At 45.9% G+C, this 24,507-nt stretch carries 15 protein-coding genes; 3 read left to right on the top strand and 12 right to left on the bottom strand.

The window, feature by feature from the left end:
* Window positions 1-51: 51 nt before the first annotated feature.
* The 4 genes from HPC41_RS09900 to HPC41_RS09885 all read right to left on the bottom strand — a co-directional run bounded on the left by HPC41_RS09900 (window position 52) and on the right by HPC41_RS09885 (window position 5,891).
* Complete coding sequence (locus HPC41_RS09900; RefSeq protein ID WP_172393862.1) at window positions 52-2,061, bottom strand: DUF2264 domain-containing protein; 2,010 nt, start codon at window positions 2,059-2,061, stop codon at window positions 52-54.
* A complete protein-coding gene (locus tag HPC41_RS09895; protein WP_172393861.1) occupies window positions 2,058-3,392 on the bottom strand; it encodes a BNR repeat-containing protein in 1,335 nt (444 codons plus the stop codon). Before HPC41_RS09895 ends, HPC41_RS09900 begins: the two co-directional genes overlap by 4 nt.
* Window positions 3,393-3,523: 131 nt before the next feature.
* Window positions 3,524-4,765, bottom strand: a complete 1,242-nt coding sequence (locus HPC41_RS09890; protein WP_172393860.1) for a DUF2264 domain-containing protein — start codon at window positions 4,763-4,765, stop codon at window positions 3,524-3,526.
* Window positions 4,766-4,775: 10 nt separating this feature from the next.
* Window positions 4,776-5,891: a glycoside hydrolase family 88/105 protein gene (locus HPC41_RS09885; RefSeq protein WP_172393859.1), complete on the bottom strand. Its 1,116-nt coding sequence runs from the start codon at window positions 5,889-5,891 to the stop codon at window positions 4,776-4,778.
* 294 nt (window positions 5,892-6,185) lie between these two features.
* Here HPC41_RS09885 and HPC41_RS09880 point away from each other — a divergent pair, with 294 nt between their 5' ends.
* Window positions 6,186-10,241, top strand: coding sequence for a hybrid sensor histidine kinase/response regulator transcription factor (locus HPC41_RS09880; RefSeq protein WP_172393858.1), 4,056 nt, complete (start codon window positions 6,186-6,188; stop codon window positions 10,239-10,241).
* A 33-nt stretch (window positions 10,242-10,274) separates the two neighbouring features.
* Here HPC41_RS09880 and HPC41_RS09875 read toward each other — a convergent pair whose 3' ends face one another.
* The 7 genes from HPC41_RS09875 to porL form a co-directional block, all read right to left on the bottom strand.
* Entirely contained in the window at window positions 10,275-10,943 is a 669-nt protein-coding gene (locus HPC41_RS09875) for a hypothetical protein (protein WP_172393857.1), read from the bottom strand.
* A gap of 163 nt (window positions 10,944-11,106) precedes the next feature.
* The gene (locus HPC41_RS09870; RefSeq protein WP_172393856.1) at window positions 11,107-12,267 is read right to left on the bottom strand and encodes a homing endonuclease associated repeat-containing protein; all 1,161 of its coding nucleotides are present in this window, start codon (window positions 12,265-12,267) and stop codon (window positions 11,107-11,109) included.
* Between the two features lie 192 nt (window positions 12,268-12,459).
* Window positions 12,460-13,431: a hypothetical protein gene (locus HPC41_RS09865; protein WP_172393855.1), complete on the bottom strand. Its 972-nt coding sequence runs from the start codon at window positions 13,429-13,431 to the stop codon at window positions 12,460-12,462.
* A 2-nt stretch (window positions 13,432-13,433) separates the two neighbouring features.
* Window positions 13,434-15,293 (bottom strand): RagB/SusD family nutrient uptake outer membrane protein, encoded by a 1,860-nt coding sequence (locus HPC41_RS09860; protein ID WP_172393854.1) that lies wholly within the window; start codon window positions 15,291-15,293, stop codon window positions 13,434-13,436.
* An 11-nt stretch (window positions 15,294-15,304) separates the two neighbouring features.
* Window positions 15,305-18,499: a SusC/RagA family TonB-linked outer membrane protein gene (locus HPC41_RS09855; RefSeq protein ID WP_172393853.1), complete on the bottom strand. Its 3,195-nt coding sequence runs from the start codon at window positions 18,497-18,499 to the stop codon at window positions 15,305-15,307.
* Window positions 18,500-18,771: 272 nt separating this feature from the next.
* On the bottom strand, window positions 18,772-20,307 hold the full coding sequence (gene porM / locus HPC41_RS09850) for a type IX secretion system motor protein PorM/GldM (protein ID WP_172393852.1): 1,536 nt from the start codon (window positions 20,305-20,307) through the stop codon (window positions 18,772-18,774).
* 30 nt (window positions 20,308-20,337) lie between these two features.
* Window positions 20,338-21,147: a type IX secretion system motor protein PorL/GldL gene (gene porL / locus HPC41_RS09845; protein ID WP_172393851.1), complete on the bottom strand. Its 810-nt coding sequence runs from the start codon at window positions 21,145-21,147 to the stop codon at window positions 20,338-20,340.
* A 308-nt stretch (window positions 21,148-21,455) separates the two neighbouring features.
* Between porL and HPC41_RS09840 the strand changes: the two genes are divergently transcribed.
* Window positions 21,456-22,535, top strand: coding sequence for a mechanosensitive ion channel family protein (locus HPC41_RS09840; protein ID WP_172393850.1), 1,080 nt, complete (start codon window positions 21,456-21,458; stop codon window positions 22,533-22,535).
* A 90-nt stretch (window positions 22,536-22,625) separates the two neighbouring features.
* Window positions 22,626-23,696: an endonuclease/exonuclease/phosphatase family protein gene (locus HPC41_RS09835; RefSeq protein WP_172393849.1), complete on the top strand. Its 1,071-nt coding sequence runs from the start codon at window positions 22,626-22,628 to the stop codon at window positions 23,694-23,696.
* Between the two features lie 24 nt (window positions 23,697-23,720).
* On the opposite strand, the gene HPC41_RS09830 is transcribed toward HPC41_RS09835, so the two are convergent.
* A complete protein-coding gene (locus tag HPC41_RS09830; RefSeq protein WP_172393848.1) occupies window positions 23,721-24,503 on the bottom strand; it encodes a DUF4249 domain-containing protein in 783 nt (260 codons plus the stop codon).
* Window positions 24,504-24,507: the final 4 nt, after the last annotated feature.

Raw genomic sequence — 24,507 nt, 5'->3', positions numbered from 1 at the left:
CATACAAAGGTCGTCGAGAATGAAAATTAACGTGTTTAATTAGGGGTCAATTCAGTTGAAATTGGTGTCAAATAGGTTTTTTCCCTTTCCTTTCCAAAGCACTTGAATGCTGCCATGGCTTTGTTTTACCGTTGGAAACAGTTCTTCATTGGACCAGTGTTCCCCGGATTTTTTCCAAAGCTGCAGCGTGACGAGCCAGGGTTGGGACAGCGGGCTAGTGTTCAGGTAGCTGCTGAGGACTGTGCTTTCCGCAGCAGCAGGGTGGAGCCCTTCGCAGGCGATATCTTCCAGGTATTGCCAGCCCAACAAAGGGACCATGGCCAATTGGTATTGTCCATTATCTATGATAGTTGCTTTTAGACCTTTATAACGACGTTCGGATGTTTTGATCGGTATATTATTCCATTTGGGGAGTGCATAGTGTCCCAAACGCAGTGCAATCGGACGGCTACTGTGCAACCTGTCGCAGCGCAAAATGCCCTGCGGCAACGGTTTTTCATGCAGCTCGATCTGCACAGTGGAATCCCCTGCGAGACAACCCGTCCGGCTATAGACCTGCGCCTTATAACCTTTGAATTGGTAACGGCGTAGGGATTCCCATTCACCGGTTTTGATTTCAAAAGCATAGTTCATTGACACCAGGCCGTTCTTTCCGTCTGCCTGCCAGGGAAAAGCACTGTTGTAAGCCAATTTGTTGTAATTCTCGGTGCCTTGATAGTAACCAATTGTCTTACTGCTGTTGCAGGAGCGGATCTCGGATGCACCGATGCCTGCGTAGTCGGTAATCAGGAGTTCGGCGCCACTGACATAGGTGTTGTATACTTTACTCTGAGGGATTTCTTTCTCCCATGCCCCCAGATTTTCCGAGGCGGTCCAGAAACTGCTGTCATCAGAAATAAGCAAGCCAAGGAAAAATTTACCCAACCAATAGGCGCTGCCGCGGCAGCTGTACTCCTGTACTGCTGGATCAAATGCCCCGTAAAAGCCCAAGCTGGGTATGCCATCCTGGAGAAAATCCGGATGTTGCACAAATTGGAGCAGGCAGCCCGAGGCAATGCGCCGCATCCAGCCATAATTGACCTTCGGATCTTCCAATTCACCCAATAAAGCGAAAGGTACGGCTGCACCCATCCGATAGGATATGCTGCGTCCCCACATGATCATTTCACCGTCCCTGCTGAATTGGTAGGGATAACTTTTTACCAGATCGCGCAAATTGGACCGAAATTGTGCCGCAAACTCAGGATACATGGTTGCACCGTAATACTTGGCCCAAAGCGAACCGTAGAGCTGAAAGGCCCACATGCTGTAGTAGTCATAATAGGGACTGTCATTATACCAGCCGTCGCCTTTGTAATCACCAAGGCTTTTTTCGAGCAAGCCTTTGAGGTAGTTTTCGGATATGGCATAACCACGGCTCTTAAAGAAGCTCATGATCATGATATTGAAAAATCGCCAGTTCATTTCGATGGTGGGGCCTTGTCCATAGCTCAGCATGGTATGTGCCAGGCTGTCCTTTACCGGTTGCGGTAGGGGATCCCACAAGATTTCGGGGGCAGCGATAAGAGACACGGCCAGGCCACCAAACTCAACAAGCTTTTGGCTAGGTCCGCCCTTATCCGCTAAGGGGGCTATATAGCTGTCTGTTTTGGGGTCGAGCAGGCGTTGCAATTGATGCCGGTAATAATCGCCGACGCGAATACCCCGGATTGTATAGTTGGGATCCTCCTTAAGCAGTGGCAATGCGACAAAAAGGGTACGGCAGAGCCCCTCCAGTTTTTCGGTCTCCGTATGCACGCCATCCCGCGGATAGCTCCGCCCTGGCTGTTTGGCAAATTGCATAGGGCTGTTGAGGTCCTGAACGACCGAAAACGCGCCTTCCAGCAGATAGGATGCCGCATCCAGCCAATGCTGTCGCGTCATCCCCGTGTAGGGGCTTTGCTTAAAATCCGGATTGACGATCTCAAAAGCTGATTTCTTTTTCTCCTGAGCCGAGGTCTGCAAGGCAAGCAGCATAGACAGAAAGATGGCCCATATAGCCGATTGTATGCGTTTTTTCATCTTCTTTGTAGCTTATTGGTTTCATCTGCTGTCCACTCCATGACGTTTACAGCCGTGGGGGCACTGCTCGTGAGCCCCTCACCGTCCTTCTGCAGGGTAACCTGAACAAACAGGGCGATTTTGCGCTTCCGCCGCCACAATTCGCTGTCATAATTGGGCTCCCAGGATCCCACGCTGGTCTCACTGAGGTCATAAAGTGTTCCAGTAAGGTCATTTAGTCCCTTTACTTGTAATATACTGGGCCGCGAGCCGCGTTCCTGATCTCTCAGGATCAAGGTTAAGGTCAGTTGTTCGCCTTTTCCCGATACCAGCAATTGGGGGCGGGCAATGGGGATCTCTTTGGTTCCATGTCCATTTAGACTAAATGCTGTTTTCCTGAAATCAAATGATCGAGTATGCCATGCTCCCTGCTGGAGATGGATAATCTTGTACTGTGGAATGCGGCTGTGGGCATCGCGCCAATAGGTCGCTATGTAGGGGTTTCCTTGCTCGTCGGCGGCCATGGAGGTCTGGTTGATCAATTCATGGCCTTGCGGGATATGGGCAGCATATTCTACTGTGGCTGCATTCATCGGTAATGCATAGTCTGCACCGGCACTGTTTTGCCAGGTCAGTCCACCATCTTTGGAACAGGCATAGGCCATATCATGATTGCTGGCAACATCGGGACTCTCCCGCCAGACCCAGGATAGGTGGATGGTCCCCCGGTCGTCTACGCAGCTCTGCCAATAGGCATTCCGCTTTCCCTGACCGTCGATCAGGTTATTGTGCAGCCGCTTCCATTTATCCTGCTGTACATCATAACTATTGACGACGAGGTTGCCATTGCCTGATCCGCCGTCGCGATACAGAAAAAGCAACTGACCATTGGGCAATTTTAAGAATTCGGGGTATGTAACTGCTGTTTCGTTGTCGCCGGTCATTGCCCTTTCTGGACCAAGCAGCAAGCTGTTGGGGGCCAGGGTACGGGCATACCGTAATTTGCTGTTGTGCTGATCCCAGCTGACATGCAGATAGCCGGCCTTGTCGACCATGATGCTAATGACATTGTGGGCATCCGAGGCATTTCCTTGATAGGCTGTCCGGACGATTTCCCAATGCTTGCTGGATAATGAGCGCTTGCCCAGCACCATGTGGCCCTCGCCATCATAATATGCAATATATTGGTACTTGTCATTGCTGACCAACGCGTTTTTACGGAATACCGCAGTATTCACGGAGTTTTTTGCCCAGCCATTCCCGACGAATAGCGTTTTGACCTGCGGTTGTTGGGCTTCCGCCGGATGTACGCCAAGCAGAAAGCAGGCATAGATCAAAATTCGGGTTATCATTGCGGGTATGTTCATCGCTAATTTAGTATACTGATGGTTTGTCCATTGGATCCTGAAATACTATTGTGTTTATTCCCGATGTGTTGGATTGTTTCTCGTCCAGCGCAGGGATAGCTTTGCTAATTTTTTAGTTATGGAATAGCCTCACTATGGTCCTTGGCCCAATCTTGACCCGACCAGATGCGCTTTGCGCTCCAGTCCTGTGGGCCGGCAGTCCAAAAACTGTCGTTGGCGGGTAGGCCTAAGGGCAAAAATATCGTACTACATAAGTAGGGGCTTCCTTGATTATTGTAAAAATCGGTGAGGCCGGGCTGTTCACCATATAACCCTAGGCTGAGCCAGCCGTCGCGGTAGGTATCAGCACTTTCCGTTGTTTTCTTCAATACTGCAGATAGTGCAGACCGCACCTGCCCTTCGGTAAGCCCTTTTGGTAGGCGTTTTTTGAATGCCATGTCGGCCAGATGATGAAAGGCGCCAGCGCGATAGATCAGTGAGCGGCCAGTAGGGGGGAAGCTTCCGTCCGCATTGATTAACCGTTCTTGGATGATGGCATAGCGCTCGTTGCGCAGCTTTATTTTGGCAAACATGGCGTCATAACTTTTCGTCTTGTCCTGGATGACGTCCATGATGCCGGCGAGAAAAGGATGGATGACGTAGCTGTTGTAATAGTCGAAGGCATAATGGGGGCCGTCTTTATACATACCGTCTCCGATGTACCATTGTTCCAGTTGTTGTAACGCGTAATCCACGCGCATCACATCCCAGTCGCTGGCATATTTCGCCAGAAAAGCTTCATTCATGGCCGAAAAGAGCAGCCAGTTGGAAAAGACAGGGCGAAACTGGCGGGTGCTGCGTATGGAGGCCACCAGGCGTTCTTTGGAGTTGGCATCCAGGTGCTCCCAAAGCCAGGGACTGCGCACAAAAGCCAAGGCGATAAAAGCGGCGTCGACCAGCTGCTGTCCACCAACATCAAAGCGCATAAAATCACGGGAATTGCTGTCCAGGGCATTCTTTAACCCTGCCAGTGTCCAGGCGCGATACTGCCTGCGCAGCTTGATTTCAGCGGCTGAGCCATCTTCCTGCCCCAGCCAGGGGGCAATACCGGCCAGTACACGGCCCAGGACTTCAACATATTGCACCTTGATCCGTTGTGCTTTATTATCCACCTGCGGTGCGGTTGTCTGGGGCATGGTCAGGCGCAAGCTGTCATGCGCCAGGCTCCGAAGTACAGGGCGTACCAATTGGTCCATCTGCAGCAACCAGTATTCCCGCGTGGTTGCCGTTAGTTGAGCTGCTTGTTTTTTCGTGTTTTGCGTATATCCTGTGTTACACAGGAATAGGAATAACCATAAGTAGAACAATCGCTTTTTCATCCTTTAGGGTTTATTTTTGGTCTAGATAACGATACATCTCTGTTCCGGCCAGCAGGTATGCGCCTACGCCGAAGGGGGCTGTGGAGCTGGCATCCACAACCTGTCCCGGAATGGCTTTTTCACCGATGGGCTGTATATAGCCTAGCCGTCCATCGGACTGTACGGCCGTCTCACTGAGGTACTGCCAGCCACGCAGCGCAGCATCATGATATGGCTGCGCAGTCAGTAGGCCCTGGTTTATTCCCCAGAGTAAGCCGTAGGTAAAGAATGCCGTGCCGCTGGTCTCCCGTCCCGGTGCATGATTGGGGTCCAGCATACTGCGGGTCCAATAGCCCTCAGGCTGCTGGCAAGCGGTGATGGCAGCGGCCATTTCTACAAACCGGGTTTTGTAATCGGCATAATGAGGTGAGTCGGGGGGCAGCTCCTGCAGCACTTTGGCCAGCCCGGCAAATACCCATCCATCGCCCCGGGCCCAAAAATCTTTTTTGCCCGATGTGGTTTTATGTTTCGGATACACATATTTTGCATCACGGTAATAGAGTTTTTCTGTTTTGTCATACATGATGCTATCGGCGTAGGACAAATAAGTGGATAACTTGTGCAGATATAAAGAGTCTTTGGTCAGCTTAAACATTTTGGTCATGACGGGCATCACCATATACAGGCCATCCGCCCACCACCAATAATCGTTATTGGCGGTATGGATCTGATAATTCATGACCTCCTTGGCACGGGCGATCTTATGCGGTTTGGGCGATAAATTGTAAAGATCAATATACACCTGGAAACAGATTTGCCAATCGCCGAAAAGGACATGGTCGTCGGTTTCACCGTAGCTATATTTCCAGTTTGACTTATCATTAGATTTTGCCCCTTTCCAGGAATTGAATTCGGCCCAATCTTCTGTATAGTTCAAATAGGTTTTGGACGGCTGGATCTGATACAGGGCCATATTGCCGGTATGATAGGCCGCCTGATCCCAGAAAGCCCATACCTGTGGCCTGTGCTGTGACTGCCAGTACGTATTGACAAGATTGAGCTGGTCAAGTACAGCCTTTTGTTTGATGTCCTGCGCGAAAGACAGCTGCCCAATAAGGAATAAACATAGAATAAAATAGCTACGCATGTTGTTAGATTTAAAAATGTCTGTGATCTCTTTTCGAGAAAAACAAAGCTACTTTTTATGTGGGCAGCCGATGTTTAAAATAAGGTTATTCATGACCTAAAATCGGATCATTTTTCCGTCCCTGATGAACGAGAAGCGTTATTCTGTATCGCGGTTACCGATAAACTGAACTGACTGGCATGGCGAACAACTGAAAGTATAAATGTAAAATAAACATATATTCTATCCAAAACATTCCTTATCTTTAAACAGGAGGATAACCAATATTTTAACCAGTGCGGTAACGGAGGGACTATGGGACGTATAACGCAAATTTTCATTTTACTTTACTTGTCTATTTTTGCCGCTGTATCGGCTTATGGTCAGCAGATGGCCCTCAACCCTATGGCTAAAAATTATGAACTTCCATCCTTGACCGTTAATCAGACCATACAAGATGCAGAAGGTTATATCTGGTTTGCATCTACTCAAGGGCTTAGCCGTTTTGATGCTTATAATGTTCTTAACTTTAAGCTGAAAAATGCCGAGGGAAAAGCCGCCGCCGACCAAAATATACGGACCATGGCCGTTTATGGGCACAACCTGGTATTAGGCGGCGAGGAAGGTGTCTATATCCTCGATAAGCGAGATTATATGATTACCCCGCTCAAAGACAGACGGTTGGAACAGGTGCGCATTCATAGCCTATTGGTGGATCATCACCAGCGTCTTTGGATCGCCACGGATGATGGGTTATTTATCTATGATAAAAATCTCAACCCGATGTCAGATAATCAGCTCAGGACGATCCTCGATCGAAATATGCGCGGGCTGACGGTCAACACGATTTTTGAAGATAACGAACGCAATATCTGGATTGGCGTCTGGAACCAGGGGCTATTTCAATTAGCTCCGGGCAAACGTAAGCTGAAAGCTTACCCACGGATTGGAGCACGTAATGCGCCTTTTAAGCTGATGCAGGACGACAGGGGACAGCGATGGATCTGTACCTGGGGGGACGGCCTCTACCTCTTCCATCCCGAGCGAGCCAACAATCCGTATCAGGAAATCAAAATAAAGAATAAACGGCGCCAGGTTGACAAGGAAGATTTGTTTTACAATGTGATGCAGGATCCCCTCCGTCATTATATATGGGTATTGTCCTTTTCGGGGATCTCGACGTTGCGGTATAACGGTGACCGCCTGGAGGAAGTTGATCTATCGGCTTATTTCAATCATACGACGAATATCTTTAACGACATTTATGCCGATCGAAACGGCACCTTGTGGTTGGCTGTTGGCGGGGAAGGGATGTCCTTGCTGCATTTCGACAGACCTTTGATCAGAAGCTATGCCTTCAACCAGATCAAAGAAAACTACAGTATTACACCTAATCTCAAGATGCTTTATCATGACCCGCAAGGAACGCTCTGGTTTAACCTGGAACGTCTGGGCTTTGGAAGTCTTCAGCTGGACCGCAATGGCCTAAGCACATACAGTAATTCCACCTATAAGGATCTCATTTCGATACGCGCAGTGACCGCGGCCATCGATGTGCAAGACCAGTTGTGGGTAGGCTCCGCTTATGAAGCATCCATCAACGTATTTAAGCGCACGCAAAACGGTATCCTATTGTCGCACAAAATTGAATTGCAGCAACAACTGTCGCACAGCGGGATACCTTCGTTTTTCTATAAAGACAGCGCGCAATACGTTTGGGTAGCCACCAGCCAAGGGCTGTTGTGTAAAAAGCCACATATGGAACGACTCCAGCAGGTGACAAGTATTCATGATGAACCCATCAGTATAGCCGAAGACAATCACCATGGTATCTGGATAGCGACAAAAAGTAATGGAATATATTACCTGCGCGATAAAGAGCGCCAGTCGGTAACACTACACCTTGGCAAGGAAACACCTGGCTTAAAGACAGACCAGATCGAAACAATGGACATCGATCGGTACGGAAACCTTTGGATCGGCACCAAAAGCAACCGGCTGGTATGCTATCGGACCGCCAGCAAGATGGGCGAAGAAATTGCCAACACCGCCCTTTTCGGTAAAAATCAAATACTCGATATAGTCTGCCTGCGCAATTATACCTGGCTTTCGACTACGCGTAATTTGTATAAAATCAATCCTTTAAATAAAGATGTTATTGAATTTTCGGCCTCTGATAGCCTACAGGTTAACATGTTCTCCAAACGGGCGTTTGCGGCTGACGATAAACGCCATGCTGTTTTTTTTGGTGGATATAATGGTGTGGTACGGGTCGACGATCACAGTACGATCAGCAACTTTAAAGAAAAGGTACTTATCGCAGATGTCAAAGTGAATAATAAGTCGTTGATTTTAGCAGCCAAGGGTAAAAAGTTTAACCAGCATTTCCGTCAGCTGACCCTAGCGCCAGAAGACCAAAATTTGGAGATATCCTTTTCGGCCCTGCCGTTTACACAGCACGACAAGATCCGGTATATGTACAAACTGGAGGGTGTAGATAAGGACTGGATCATGGCACCCAGAGACCGCTTATTTGCTACCTATAATAACTTGGGTAAGGGAAGTTACCGTTTTCTGGTGAAAGCTACCGACCTCCATAATCAATGGAACAACGACATTACAGCTGTTGAAATCACAAAAATACCAGCATTCTATGAGAGCAATCTTGCCTATGTATGTTATGCATTGATCGTGGGAGCAGTATTATTCTTTTTCATCAATTATTCCTTCAATCGCATCCGGCTGCGTAGCGACCTGAAAGTCGCTCAGATAGAGAAAGAAAAAACCGACGAACTGACCCAGTCCAAATTGAGCTATTTTACCAATGTATCCCATGATTTGCTGACACCGCTCACGATTATCTCCTGTCTGGTGGATGATGTACAGATGACGACTAGAAATAACCTGGCGCAGTTTGACAATATGCGGCTCAACCTCAGCCGTCTCAAGAGGCTGCTTCAGCAGATCCTCGACTTCAGGAAAATAGAACACAATACAATTAAACTGCAGGTCAGTCAGGCTCATTTTCCCACTTTTGTGGAACGGCTTGGGCGGGCTTATTTCAGTCCCATTGCCAAAAAGAAAAATATACAATTTGAAATTGTGCATGGCGAATGCCCTGCTGCGGTTTTCTATGATGAAGATAAATTGGACAAAGTCTTGTTTAACCTGCTTTCCAATGCATTTAAGTATACAATGCCCGGCGGAACGGTATCACTGTCTTATTATGTTGCCCCGAAGAAAGGTAATGACTTTCTTTATATTTTTGTGCGCGATAATGGCGAAGGTATTCGCCCGGAAGAATTGGAAAAAATATTTACCCCTTTTTATGCAAATAAGTCCCCAAATCATGTGGAAAGCAATGGGATAGGGTTGTCTGTCAGTAAGCAGCTCATCGATATTCATCATGGTTATATTGCGGTCGAAAGCATACTGCAGCAGGGAAGTACGTTTACTGTGGCCATACCTGTAAACAGAAGTTACTACGCCGATCAGGATATGCAGATTATCGATGGATCGTTTTCCACTTCCCTGCAGGACAGCGCATTTGGAGCAGCGCAAGGAGATGCAGTTATACCAGATACTGATACAGTAGAAAACAAGCTTCGGCTGCTCCTTGTAGAAGATAATGAAGAACTGAGCAGTACCATGTTCAATATCCTTTCCAGAAACTATCATGTGCACCTGGCCGGACATGGAAGACAGGGGCTGGAAAAAATTCAGCAGGAGGAAATAGACATCGTCGTCAGCGATATTATGATGCCCGAAATGGATGGGCTGAGTTTGTGCAGGGCCATCAAGTCCAATGCCGAATATAATCATATTCCGGTGCTGCTGTTGACCGCCAAAAGTAGTCTGGAAGATCGTATCGAATGCTATCAGGCTGGTGCGGACGGTTACATCAGCAAACCCTTTGAGATCAAGGTGCTGGAAGCAAAGATCCAGAGCTTTATCATCAATAAGCGATGCAAACAGTTGAGTTTTCACAACAATACACAGATCAATATTGCTGCGCTGGATTATACGCCGCTGGACGAAAAGTTTATTCAGAAGATGGTCACCGTCATTGAACAACATTTGGCCGATGACCAATTTGATGTACTCCGGCTTGGTGACCTGCTTGGGTTATCCAAGTCCACTTTGTATAGAAAGACAAAAGTATTATTGAATATCTCCCCAAGTGAGTTTATCAAGAATATTAGGCTGAAACATGCTTGTTTATTGATGGAACGGGACAAGTCGATCACCGTAAGTGAAGTCGCGTATGAAACCGGATTTACGGATCCGCGCTACTTTGCCACTTGCTTCAAGGCAGTATTTGGCATGACACCGAGTGAGTTTCAGAAAAATGCACATAAAGTGGCTCCTTAGTACGGAAATTGGGCTATTCCACGCGATGGTTTGCTATACTACGATGCTATTGCGGATCCAGTCATAGCCAAAAATCTTCTTAGGATCATTTACAAGATCTTTTTTATTTTTAAAATAGACCCAAGTGCGTTTCGGTAAATAGTAACCTATACCATAATCCCATGGGGTTGTTTGTCTTTTTATGCTCCCATCTGCTATGCAGCGTTGCAGGATGGCTTGCAACCTTTGTTCGGTTACGTTTAGTTGATAATTTTTGGAAAAATCCAGGACCATCTGTGGCAGAGTGCGGGGATATAGAAAATAATCGCTGCTGCGGACAAGCGTGATTATTTGGTCGCGAAGTTGTCTATCCTTCTCCTTCTTTTCTCGTTGTTGGAGTTGGAGTGCCTCCGCTTTTTTATCCAATGGTTTTTCGGTTTTTTCCTTTTTTGCAGCAGTTTTGACCGTAAATCGTTGCTTTTTTAAACTTAGCTTTTTGTCAAAGTCACAGAACGTATTTAGGTCAAGTGATAGCGCCGCGCAAATTTTTAGCGCGGACTCCAGGCTAATGGGGAGCGTTCCCCAATGATAACCATTTAATGAACGGGGATTGATATCCGTTAAATTGGACAGTTCCTGAATTGGAAGTTTAGTCAGGCTTAGTATCTCATCAATACGCTGTGATACCGCTTTCGAAAGTTCGTGTTTTTGGATTTGTTTCATAAATAGCATGTTAATAAAATAGGTCTACTATTGAGTAATGTAAAGAAAATATTAATATAAAGATAATATATTTCTGTTAACTATTTTGAATTAAAAACATTTTATATAAAATACTGATAGATAGCGCTTAATCGGTTAATGTTGTATAGTCTGAGTGGGCGTTTTACCGTTTCTTGGCATGCTTTGGCTTTTTCAATAGTTCACGTAATTGTTCTTCAGTATATTGTTTACTACCTCTTTTATTCAATTGAAACCCGCAGAAGAGCCTTAAGCCATTCATGGAGAAAAAGCGGTATTCGTATACCTCCCTGGAGTATCCGGTAAGTTGTTTCAGTTTACCACGGGGCATTCCTTTTGGATAACCATGCTCGATACTTTTGGCTTTATAGATTTCGGCCAGCTGTTTTTTACTGAGCTTGCAACGCGCTGGTGTACTATTGGCCGGTGTCTGGCCGAAAGATTGGATAAAATGATTTAAACGCTGGCCGGTTTTCCAGGTCATAGCGCCGGAAGTGACACCCATTTTGGCTTCCAGTTCTTTCGTCGTCGGTGTTCTCCCGAGTTCCCTTGCTAGACTGAGGTAATAATCTTTAATGCTGAATTTGGTCACGGGGATTTTCGTGCCGGCAAGATAACAGAGGTTGTTCCAGCCAAATTTTTCCTTGAGATACCAGCTCGATGGGTAATTGGCAGGCTTTAGCCGCTCGTAATCTTTATAATATTTGATGCGATGCTTTTTGATCAGCTTGATCACTTTTTCTTTAGCTTCAGATGCTGTCATTGTGGTAACCCGAAAATGTGATTTTAACTTCACATGTTCCAGTACATCAGCCCAGCTGTTGACATTAAAATGCCTGTAATAGGATAGTGGATTGTAGAGGCCATTCTTGCTGATACAATCTGAAATCGCGGGAGACCGTCCATGTTTGATATAAAATTTAACCAGTGAATTTTTTAGCTTCCCAATGGAAGGTATTCGGCGGTCATTTGGTTCAAAGCCTCCGGCGGCAATAAACTTGTTCCACGATCCGAAATACTTGTTTATACTGGTTGACTTTGCTGAAAATTCCCGGCGCATGGGAATGCGTCCGTGCGTGTGGTAAAACTCCTTTATGAGCGCGAACAGCTCGGTCTCCACTTCAGCTTTTGTTTTATTTACATTGGGTTTGAGCCCAGCCGTTTTGATAAAATTGTTCCAAGAACCGAAATAGCGGCGTGCTATGGTATTGACTTGTTCCATTTCACGGCGGACTGGAGTTCGGCCATGTTTGCTGTAAAATTCACGGACTTTAGAAAAGGCATTTTCAATAAGCTCTTCTTGCATTTCTTAAAATTAGCTATAGTATTGGTTTATCCTGGCTGTGATAAATTCGATTAAAGATAATAATTTTCGCTATAACAGCAAAATCGGCGAACCGTTGTTCTGATCAAAGAATTCTGTTGACACATCAATAAAAAGAAAGGGGTACACACAGCGCTGTGGTACCCCAGTTATTAAGGGAAAAAGGGATCAGCTTTAATTTTGACGCTTGATACTAATGTTCAGGTAACGGTTGTTGTCAAAACCACTCAGGGCATTGACAATAACGACGCCATATTTTTCGTCTGGTGTCTTGAAGTAAAACAGGCTTCCCACCTTCAGGTCGTCTAATTTGAGATTAGTGGTTTTACGCGAGATTGCATTATTTTTTATGACTTCGCCGGAGGTCAATGTATTTAAAAATGCACTTGTCTGATTGTTTTGGATGCCTGAAAAATAGGTCGCGCGGCCTTTGCCTGCGAGGTCGGTAAAATCAAAGGCACCAAATGGTATGGGACTGGCCTGAAGGGAATAGATGTTGTATTTAAAGGTTAGATTTCCGTTGGATTCCACAGTATACGTCCGGTACATACCCAGGTCTATTTTCTCCGGATGCAGTTTGGCCTCAGCATAGGTATAGGTTTTACCTTCTACCAGATCAATAAAGCAAGCGCTGCTCCGGTTTACGCTATCAGGCATATAAAGCACACGGTTGTTGAGATGAACATAATCGGACAGCACGTTGTAGGTGACAGAGGTGTAGCCATCTCCCATAAATACGCCCTCTTTATCAACGGCCATAATCCGGAAGGTGCTCTCGCCGACTTTATCAGCCCGGATCTTGTATACATAGCGAAAACTTCTTTTTTCTGTTTCGCCTAAAGGTATTTTTAGGACAGCGGCACCTGCTCCATTATAAAAGATCCAGACCTGATGCATGTCTTTGGATTTGGAGCTGATGGTAAAATCAACGAAGATGGAGTCGCCCACGGCAACATCCTTATAGGTACCGATATTGTGTTCGTTTTCCATATGAAGTGTGACGGAGACATCTTCAAATAAATTGAAAATATTGTCACCTTCACGTTTACAGCAAAGTAATGTGCTCAATAGGAGCACAACGAATAAGTAATGTGCTTTCATCTGTAAATAATGAGGTAGAATAGCTGTTAAATAGGAACGGTTCATAACTAATCATTTAATGGGTCAAATGTACCGCCTTCATAACCGATAGTCTGCTCCAACAAAGGGGAGGAGTTCATAAAGGTATTGGGAAGGGGATAGAAATAATAATAGTCACGGAAGGCAAAGGCGCCATTGGAACTCTCTGCACGCAGGTTGTAAGGATATTTAAAATAGGTGAGTACCGTATCGCGGTTGTTCATATCCAGGCTTTCCCGATGGCGAATACCGGCCGCGTTTTCCGATTCGAGGTGCGTTTTTGCAGCATCGGATTTTGTTTCGAATAAATAGGTCTGGATAGTTCCCTGTAAGGTATGCATACGCCGTGTCCGGCGTAGGTCATGATAGCGTTTGCCTTCAAATGCAAATTCAATCTGCCGCTCGTTCATCATAAGATCACGCATCTGCTCTTTGTTGGATGCCAGCGATAAGCCATAGTCAAAGTTTCCCTGTTGTATTCCGGCGCGCTGGCGAATGCTGCGGACAAGCTCCTTGGCAAGGGAGAGATTGCCCGTTTCGTTGGCTGATTCAGCATAATCCAACATCACCTCAGCAAAACGGATTTCGATCCAGTCCATGCCATTGCCGCCCATATCGTTGGCAATTCCAACAGCTGCTGACGAAAGTGCCGGATTGACAAATTTCTTACAATAAAAAGATTTAATGGAGGATTCATCCGCGGCGTTGCTGTAATTCCATTGTTTTCGTCCCGTCTTACCACTTAAAGGCCATTCGGCACCGTTATAAACAATGGTATGTTTAAATCTGGGATCGCGGTTTTTCCAAAATAGTGCATCGTCATAGCTTGTATTGCTGCTGTTGGCCGGGGTGCCGTCCTGCATGGGGTAGGCGCCTAGCAATAGGGTCGTAGGTACATAATAATCTGCAGGTGATCCGCCCTCGGATGCAGGGCGTGAAGCGCGCTCAACAACCGTGAACCGCTTTGGTGATGCCGCTGAGTAGGAACGGACAATCACGGCCTCAGTATTTGCAATGCCTTCTTTTAGAAAGATCTCGTTATAATTGGGCAACAGCGCACGGCCGGCGGCTTTGCATAGCTCATAGGCCTCTTTGCTGGCCTGCAGGGCTGTTTCCCAGCGTTGCGCCTCATAGGGGTGTGTAGGGTTATCCGTAGGGTTGAACTGCGGGCTCGCCCAATACAGTAGTGCTTTGGCTTTCAGCGCTGCTGCCGCGACTTTTGTTATTTTTCCGCGGCCTGTGGCGTCGTCCCACGACACACCGTCAAGATTGACCATTGCCGAATCCAGATCGTTTATGATCTGCCCAAAACATGCCTTGGCCGACGCTCGGCCTTCCAGTTTCAGGTTATCGGGGTTTTGAGGGTCAAGAACCAACGGTACACCACCGTACAGCCGGGTGAGCTCAAAATAAACCATGGCCCGTAATGCATAAAACTGACCTAAAAATTTTTTCTTTACATCAGTGGTCAGTGTGCCTGTCGGGATATAGGCAATGGCATTGTTGCAACGGGCGATGTCAAAATAACGGTTGTCACCCACATTGGTACCCTGGTATTTGCTTGCAATGTATTTGACATCATTGAGCGTAATTTCACCGCTTAATCCCAATACTTTTTTGCTAGGGCCATTGGTTCCCGAGAAATAGTTTTCGTCACTGGCATAGTGCATCTGCATGTCATTGGGGGTGATCTCATGGGGATGGGTTGGCATAATCATGGCGTAAGTGCCTGCTAAATAGAATTCTATTGCGCCTTCGTTGTCCCAGATACGGGCATCAAGACCGCCGTGATCGACCAGCTCAAAAAAATCATCTTTACAGCTTTGGGTCATAAGGACGGTACTGGATGCCATCAGTAGGGCTATGATATAATTAAAATGTCTTTTCATGTCTTTGTATGTTAAATGCCAAAGTTTAAACCAAAGGATATCGTCCGGATGGTCGGATAGTTGTATAAGGATGAGGAATAGGGATCGCGGTGTTTAAAGGGGGCTACGATCGTCCATAGGTTATTGCCGGATAGCATCAGCTTGAGTGAACGTACATTGATCTTATCGGTAAAATTTTTGGGTACACTCCAGTTAAACACCATATTGTTGATCCGGATCGTCGTCCCGTCCTTCGCCCAGAATGTTGAGTTCCATTTTCTCATCATGGCCGCATCATCGTAACGGGGGAATCTGCCATCGGGATTCTCCAATGACCAATGGTCTTCCCAAAAGCTGGGTACATTGACTTTATCGGTAGGGGCAGTCATAGCCTGTGATTCATAAAACGCTTTGCCGCCAAAAACTGCACGGAAGTTGGTGTTCAGTGAAAAAGATTTATAGGCTAAACCGATGGTAACACCCGTAGAGAAAATAGGCGATGTATTCTCAAACATGGGGGTGAGATCTTTCTCGGTAATTTTTCCGTCGCCATTGGTATCTTCGTATACTGTCCAGCCGACCTGTGGCACTTTCCCGTCGATGGTATAGTTGGGGTTTTTAGCCAGAAAATTATCGACATCCTGTTGTGTACGCAGCATATCCACATAGATCAGTCCATAATTGCCGGTATTGTATTTGCGGGAGTCGGTACCCATTTCGACCTTCCAGTCGGGATAGGAGAAATCATATAGCTGGAATTTATTGAAGTACATCTGCGTGGTATAGCTGCCCGAGTAGCCAAAGTTCATGTTGGTGGATAGCTTAAGCCCGTTGGAAAATGTATTTTGGTAACCCAGGGAGAACTCGGTGCCCCAGCCTTTTCGTTTTTGATAATTCACGACGGGCGCTTTGAATCCGGCATACATGGGGAAGTTTTCATCATTACCTTTGTCAAATACATCGTAAGAATCGCGGAAGTAATACTCGAATCCGAAGCTCAATTTATTATCAAACCAGCGCGATTCAATACCAAAGTTAAACGTGCGGTGCTTTTCCCAGGAGATATCCGGATTGGCAATGATGGTCGGGTTGAGGGAGGCCACTGGTGTTTCGCCATAGAGGTAACCCGTATTGACCAGGTCTACACTAAAGCGGTCCTGCCACAATCGCGCCGTCACACGGTCCTCGCCCACAAGCCCGTAATTGGCCCGCACCTTAAGATAGCTGATGTAGTTCAGGTCTTTAAAGAAGTTTTCTTCGCTGACTACCCAGCCTGTCGCGACTGTGGGAAACAAGCCCCAGATATTGCCCTTGGCAAAACGCGAGGATGCGTCCAGGCGGGTGATCACCTCCACGAGGTATTTTTTCTTATAGTCATAATTGAAGCGGCCAAAGACAGAACGTTTTACGGCTTCTTCAATGTTGCGCCCATTATTGGTAAAAGTAGATTGGTCGAAAGCCCAATATTCATCCAGATTCAATAGCTGTTGGTTGGTCCAATAGGCCGATAATCCCTCGGAGTTGGATGCTGACTGCTCCGCGCCAAGCAGCACAGCTATATTGTGATCGCCGAAGCTATTGGCATATTGTAACACGAGATTACCCTGATAACTGCTTCCCTTGCCCAGTGAGGGAGCAATTTTTGTTTTGTTGCCATCCATACGAAAGGTGGTATTGACGGTATTGGTATAGAGCAAGTTGTTATTGCCCCAACGTACAAAGTCGTATAGGTCGTAGGCCGGAAGGTATTCCTGACCACTGGATGATGTGCCGGAATGTGACACCTGGATACGTGCATTAAAGCCTTTCAAGGCCTTCGGAGCATAATTTAGCGAGGCATTGATGCTATAGTTTGAATTGTTCTGCTTTTGATAATAACCTGAATTAATAATGGCCAATGGATTGGTGTTGCTATTGGCGTTGATGTTATTAAAGTTGACGGGCAGACCATCGATCTGAATAGGTACCCATTGTGGGGTGGTAATCAGGGTTTGGTAGAAATTTTGGTCTCGGTCATCAGACAGGCTATTTTGGCTGTTGGTTTTGGTATTATTGACGTTAAAAGCTACATCTGCTTTCAGTCCATCGATGATTTCGGCATTGAAGCCGGATCGAAAAGAGTATTTTTGCTGGTTCATGCCAGCATAATTGCCATCTTCTTTTTGGTAACTGCCGCCGGCAAAAAAGGTGACTTTTTCACTTCCCCCGGAAATAGATAGATTATGCCGTTCCATTTTGGAGGATTTCCACAGTTCATCATACCAGCTTTTGTAGGGATTGGTTTTGAGGTAGGCGAGGTCTTCATCCGAAAAGAAAGAAGTGGGCTGCGCATTGTTCAGGGCGTAGCTTTCGTTCAATAATTTGGCATGCTGATAGGCCGAGAGCATTTTGGGTTTGACGGTGGCATCTGAGATACCGATATAACCGTTATAGCTCAATTGGGTCTTGCCGACTTGTCCCCTTTTGGTGGTGACAAGAATAACTCCCTTTGCACCCGAAGCCCCATAAATAGCTGCTGAAGCATCTTTTAAGATCGATATATTTTCGACCATGGAGGCGTCGAGGTTTTCAAATACATCCGAAGTAGAGATGATTCCATCGATAACATATAGGGGTTCATTGGTAACACCCTGTAATTTTGCCTGATCTGAAGCAAAGGCATTCCGGACATTTAAGGTAACTGCTGCTCCTGGTCGACCGGACGATTCACTCACACCTAAGCCTGCGACACGGTCACGTAGTGCTGCAGCAATATTTGCTGCGGGAATATCCTGGATTTCTTTGGGATCGACCGAAGCCACGGCGCCCAGTACCTCACCACGTTTTTTTGTGCCATAGCCTACCACGACGACTTCATCGATACTTGTGTTGGATTCAAGGCGGATCGTGATGCTTGTTCTTCCGGTCATGTCTATCTCCTGTACTTTAAAGCCAATGTAGCTGACAATAATGACCTGATTGTCGGCAGGGAGATTGATATGGAATACCCCATCCTCGCCAGTCTTGACCCCGGCTTTACTGCCTTTGACCAGAATGGTCGCACCGTAGACAGGTTTACCTTCGGGGTCGAGCACACGACCTGTTATACCGGCATACTTAGTGGTCAATAAAATAGGTCTTTCGGTGAAACTGTGGGCGTAAAGTGCGATGGGGGAGAGCGCCATCAAAGGACAAAGCAACTTAATACTACTTTTCAGAAGTGATTTTGTCAATAATCGATTATTCATGCGTATATGGTTATGTTTACAATAGGTCTTATAAAATTGGCGTTACGGCTTAAAATAATTGGTCATTCGAATGCCTCTCCTGCTGTATGGTACACCGATGGGTCTAATGATAGGACTGTAGTGCTGAGATATACGTTTATAAGAGGCTTATGGTGCAATAATGAAAATAAATTTTTATTCAACTGTCCTGAACTGTTGGTGAGGTGCCAAAAAAAGGCCTTCTCCAATGAAGGAGAAGGCCTGATGTATTAAGGTAGGGTAGGGTGCTTTGATTAATTCGCTGTCAATGCCACAGCATTGAGCTGCCTGGAAGTCCCATCAGGACCAACGGCAACGATATTGTCGAAAATGACGCGTGTGCCCGGAACTATACCTTTCAGGGCTGAGGACATGCTCGAACTTAACTGACCGCCTGAGGTGGATAGTACAATCGCATCTGCGCGTGGTTTGGCAATGATCATCGTAAACTTGGTTACTTTAAAGGTGGCGTCAAAATCGAAGTTATCTAGTTTCGCAAATAATGCATTTTGGGCTTTTAGGGCTACAGTAGCCATAGAGCCGCCTGTCTTTCCTGCAAATTTGGCAATCGGATCTGGAATTCTTTTGACACGGAATTCGGTCGAACTCAAGGTCTGTGTTTTGCCTGGTGCCACTTCGGCGGATACGGCAATACGGGCAGTACCCGGTGAACTTACGCGCACATTATATTTGCCACCACCGGCACTGGATATGCTACCGCCACTCATGCTCACACGGACTTTATCGGTAGGCGTGCCTGGAGCCGAAACCGAAATCGGGTTATTGACACCGATATAGAGTACATTCATTTTATCAGGTGATACCACCGCCGAAGGACGGGCCACCTGGTAGGTCTGTTGTGGTGTACGGTATTCCTTATAGGAACCGTCAGTCTGTTTAACTTTAATGACCCCTGTCCAAGAGAAAATACCCTCGCGGTTTGTCGGTACGGAATAAACACCTTTACCATCTACAATCTGTAGGGCTGATCCATTGACGGTAATCGCTGGTTCGGATTTCGAATCGGAAGCTGTCAAAAAGACTTCGGCCTTGTAAGGTTGGCCTTGGACCAGATAGGAGGTCGGTGCGACGGCTACAGCGGCAAACTTATCGAGATTGACTACGGCCTGATCCATTTTGCCCAGAATAATCTTAACGACATCTGATTCTGCATTTTTGGCATCGGTCTGGATTTTTGTCAGGATGGTCATTGCCGCGGTCAATGGGGTGCCACTACCGAAATTAATCTCTTCCCAAGATTTTTTGCCATTCACTGACTTTTCGGGATTCTTGGCTTCCAGTGAAAAGGAAACCATTTTTTGTTCTTGGGGTGTTAATAGCGCCAATAGCTTCGCACGCGTATCATTAATCTTATCCTTGAGAAGGGTTCCCTTTTTCTCGTTGATCATCAAGTTGGGGGAGATATCTTCATTTTCCCTTTTGACCAGATCTCCCTTTTCTTCATCATAGCCACCGCCTTGTTTGGCCAACTCTTCTTTCAGGGAGAGGATATATTTATCAAGCTCACCGATAATGGCCTGTGCTTTTTTAGCCTTATCGTAAATAGGCTTGGCCCTCGCGGGTTCTTCCTTTAATTTGGTGTTTTCAAATGCCGTGAATAGCTGCTGCACAGCGGTGTTGACATTTGACTTAGATGTTTCGAGACTATTGTTGATATTTTTGAATGCATCCAAGATGGAATCCGGTACATTGAGTGCCAATAAAGCAAGCAAGACCAGATAGAGGATGCCGATCATCCGCTGTCTTGGCGTTTCTCTTCCTAATGCCATTTTTCTTAATTTAAGTGATACAAGAGTAAATTATACACGTGGCTGATTCATGGCGCTGAGCATATTGCCGTAGATAGCATTTAAAGCGTTCAGATTTTTAGCCAATTTGCCCACTTCTTCTTTAAACGCTTTGGAATCATCCAGCGATTCGTTGAAGTTTTGCATGGTATAGCTTAAGTTCTCATAAAACTTATTCATGGACTGCAGGTGAGAAGCGGAATCGCGTAACTCGCGCTCATACATAGCGTTCAGTTGACCAAGGTTGCTGGTCAGGTTTTTTACCTGATCGTGGTAGCTCGCCGTATCACCGGAGGTGTTGGACATCGCTACAAGGTTTTGTGACGCTTTTTCAAAGGCTAAACTTAAGTTGTCAAATTTGGAGGTTGCCGTCCGCAATTTTTGTGTGAATTCGTCTGTCGCCAGCGAGACATCCGACAATTTGTTAATAGCAGATACTTTTTCGCTGAAATCACGTAATCCACGGCCGAGGTTTTCGATGCTTGCAGGCTCAATATGGGCATCGGCAAACATTTTGTCGAGGGCGGCGGTAGCGGATGGCCCTGCGGGTGCGACCACTGTTTTACCACGAACAGGAAGCTCACCATTGAAATTATCGTCCAATTCAGGATAGACCCGGCTCCAGTCAGGCTCCGGTGGTGGGGGATTGAAACCCATCAGAAAGAAGAGGAGTGCCTCAACACCAAGTCCGATACCGATCATGTAATTGGCAGTGCTGCCGCCAATGTGGAGGATCTTGAACAATACGCCGATAATGACGATACTCGCACCCCAGGATATGGCCACATTCAGCCATCTTGAATTGTCTTTTTTCTTGCTCATAGTTGTTATGTGTGTGTTTGGTTTAATTCTATTTTTGGATAGTTTTAGTTCATTTTTTTGTATAAAACGGATTTGTCTGTTTAATAGTATATACCTGCCGTATATCGCAAGCGGATTTAGTGTCTAGTTGAAACGACCAGCTTTGTTCAAAAAATATACCAAAGATGAATCTTGATGTAAATTTTACTTCCTTTGCTGATCCACTTGTGATAGCAAATGGTATTTTCTCAAAATAAAGCAAACGTTACCGTTGCCCAACAGTTATACATAGTAGTAATTTAAATGTAGTGCAATAGAAAAATAGCGTTATGACTGAAGCATTAATCCAACTTTCACAGAATTGGCCTGCGTGGCTCTGGAATATGGCATTAATCCTGTTTTCATTCTTGATTGGTATTCTCATAAAAATGTTGTTTATACCCTTGTTGCGAAGGCAGGCGATCGAGCAGTCTTCTTATTCCCTGTTTCGCTCATTTATTCGCCGATTCAACAGGATATTGAGTATTTTTATTCCATTGCTGGTCTTTAACAGTTTACTTCCTTTTGCGCATTTTAATGCGAGAACATTACAGGTGGTGACCAAAATCAACGAGATATTGTTGGTCAGCTTTTTTGCCTTGGCTTTGATTCAGACCATCAAAGTATTTGAAGATTATCTGTACCATCGGTTTGATGTCAACAAAGAGAATAACTTACGGGAGCGGAAGGTCAGAACGCAGATTGTTTTTATCCGTAAAGTGGTGGTGACCATCATTATTGTGGTCGCACTGGCGATTGTTTTATTGAGTTTTGAAAGCATGCAAAAGATCGGTGCGGGGCTGTTGACCGGTGTCGGTGTGGGCGGTATTATCATTGGTTTTGCGGCTCAGAAATCGCTGGGCAATCTATTGGCCGGTTTTCAGATTGCTTTCACCCAGCCGATACGGATGGATGATGTGCTGGTGGTGGAAGGGGAATGGGGAAAGGTAGAAGAAATTAATCTCACCTATGTGGTGGTGAATATATGGGACAAAAGACGTTTGGTACTGCCAATTACCTATTTTATCGAGAAGCCTTTTCAGAACTGGACCCGGACAACGGCCGAGATATTGGGAACAGTTTTTATCTACACCGATTTTACCATCCCCGTGCAGCAGCTTCGGGACAAGCTGACGGATTTGCTCACTGGACATCCCCTATGGGATGGTAAAGTAAATGTACTGCAGGTTACTGATCTTAAGGAGCATACCATGGAAATTCGTTGCCTGATGAGTTGCCGCAATTCGGGGCAAGCTTTTGACTTACGCTGTTACATACGTGAACAGATGATCGCGTATATCCGAAACTATTTTCCGGATGCGTTGTCCAAAACGCGGGTAGATTTTACTGCAAAAGAAGCCAAAACATAACAAGCTTTATTGGATCTTTCCGCCATCAATTATTAGATACGGAAATATCTTGCCTAAGCAATATCTTTGTAGTGCACTTTTGAAATTTATATGCAAATTTTCTTTCTTATTTTATCAGGATTATTGATCGTCCTCAGTCTGTTACCGTTTATCCGGAGCCAGCATTGGGTGTTTCGTGTGGCCGAGTTTGTCAAACTACAGCTTTTGGTTTTTCAGGTTCCGGTGTTGGCCTGGGGGTTTTACCTCGTCGCAGAATCACCCTGGATCTGGAGCATTCAGATTGCGCAGGTGCTGCTGATCGGTTATCATGTATTCATCCTGGTGCGCTATACCAAGTTTTGGCGCAAAGAAAAGTATCAAAAAGGGAAAGATGCTTCGGATAGCATTAAAATTATATCCTGCAATGTGTTGCAGTTCAATAAAGAATATAGCCGCTTTGTCGATCTGATCCGGAAAGAACAACCGCAGATCTTTCTGACAATGGAAAGTGACGCGGCCTGGGAGGAGGCTTTGCGCGTATTGGAATCCGATTACCCCAATGTTATTAAGGTTACCTTAGATAACACATATGGTATGCATTTCTATACCAAATTGCAGGTCAATAAAAGTCAGGTGCATTATTTCGTGGCAGAGGATATCCCGAGTATAGAGGCACAACTTGAAACCGCGGATGGTCATCGTTTTATCTTTTTTGCTGTACATCCGCCGCCACCGAGCCCGACGGAGGAAGAGAATTCCAAAGAACGGGATGGTGACCTGCTCAGCGTTGCAAAACGTGTACGCGATTATAAAATGCCTGTGGTAGTGACGGGCGACTTTAACAACGTGGCTTGGGCCAGATCTTCTATCCTGTTTAAGAAAACCAGTAAACTGATTGATGCCCGCATTGGGCGGGGAATCTTATCGACCTTCCATGCTAACTATTGGTTTTTTCGGGTTCCCCTGGATTTGCTGTTTCATAGCCCCAATGTATTTATCGATAAGTTGTGTATTTATCCGTCGGTAGGTTCGGACCATTTCCCGATGGGCTGTACCTTTTTTATTGACCGTTATTCGGACGAACAGGCCGAAGATATCGAACAGCTCGAACAGGGTGAAATGGCTGAAGTGGACGAGCTTATTAACGAAGGTCGTCAGGAAGAGAGTGATAATCGCGAATAGCTTCTTGATGCAAGTTTTTCTTCATTATTGCCCGATCTTGAACGGATACTCTTTTACCGGTGCAACGGAGAAGTAACCCAGTGCATTGTTGGAGATATTGGATTTCGGATTGCTTGGCGCAGCATTGCTGAGGTTGTTGTTTTGGTATTCATTCCAATATTGGTAAGTTTTCTCGTCTACGCAGTAGCGGCGTACAATGACATTGTCACCGCGGGATAGGTCTGTATCCAGATCGGCGATATAGTGTGTCACTTTGAGCCCATCGTTAAACTGGTCTGACTCGGCTCTTGCAAAACGAAAAGGTCCGCCATTGATGGATAGTGTATAGATATAATAATTAGAGACCTTGGCCGGATCCTGGAAGGTCAAAGTCGCAAAAAAATAGTTTTCTCCAGCGATATTTTTCTCCGAAATGCCGCTGGATTCCACGGCAACATAGGCTGGCATCTGACAGGTAGATGTATATAGCGTTTTTTGCACGTTTGCCACCAGTGTATACCGCCGGTCTGCCATGGGCTTAAAGTTACGATGGATGTAATAACCGTCCTTCTCGTATTGAAAGGAATAGCTTCTATTTTCATTGTCTTTGACGGAAACTGTTGCCCCTTTGATCCCCGAAGTATTGACGGGATCATCAAATCCGACCGACCGTGAAATCCGGATGCGCTGAACGGCACTCGCATCAGAAAGCTGGGCATCAATGACTACACGTGCCGCGGCCTCGTTGAGATCGAGGTCCATTTTTTCCTCGCAGGATGAAATTAGCAGCGAGAGACCGAAAAGAAGGAGATATTGTCTAGTATTCATGCTG

The organism is Sphingobacterium prati, from assembly GCF_013167215.1.
Taxonomy (GTDB): Bacteria; Bacteroidota; Bacteroidia; order Sphingobacteriales; family Sphingobacteriaceae; genus Sphingobacterium; species Sphingobacterium prati.
The sequence above is the reverse complement of the archived record's forward strand: the minus strand, read 5'-3'. Positions and strand labels throughout refer to the sequence as shown.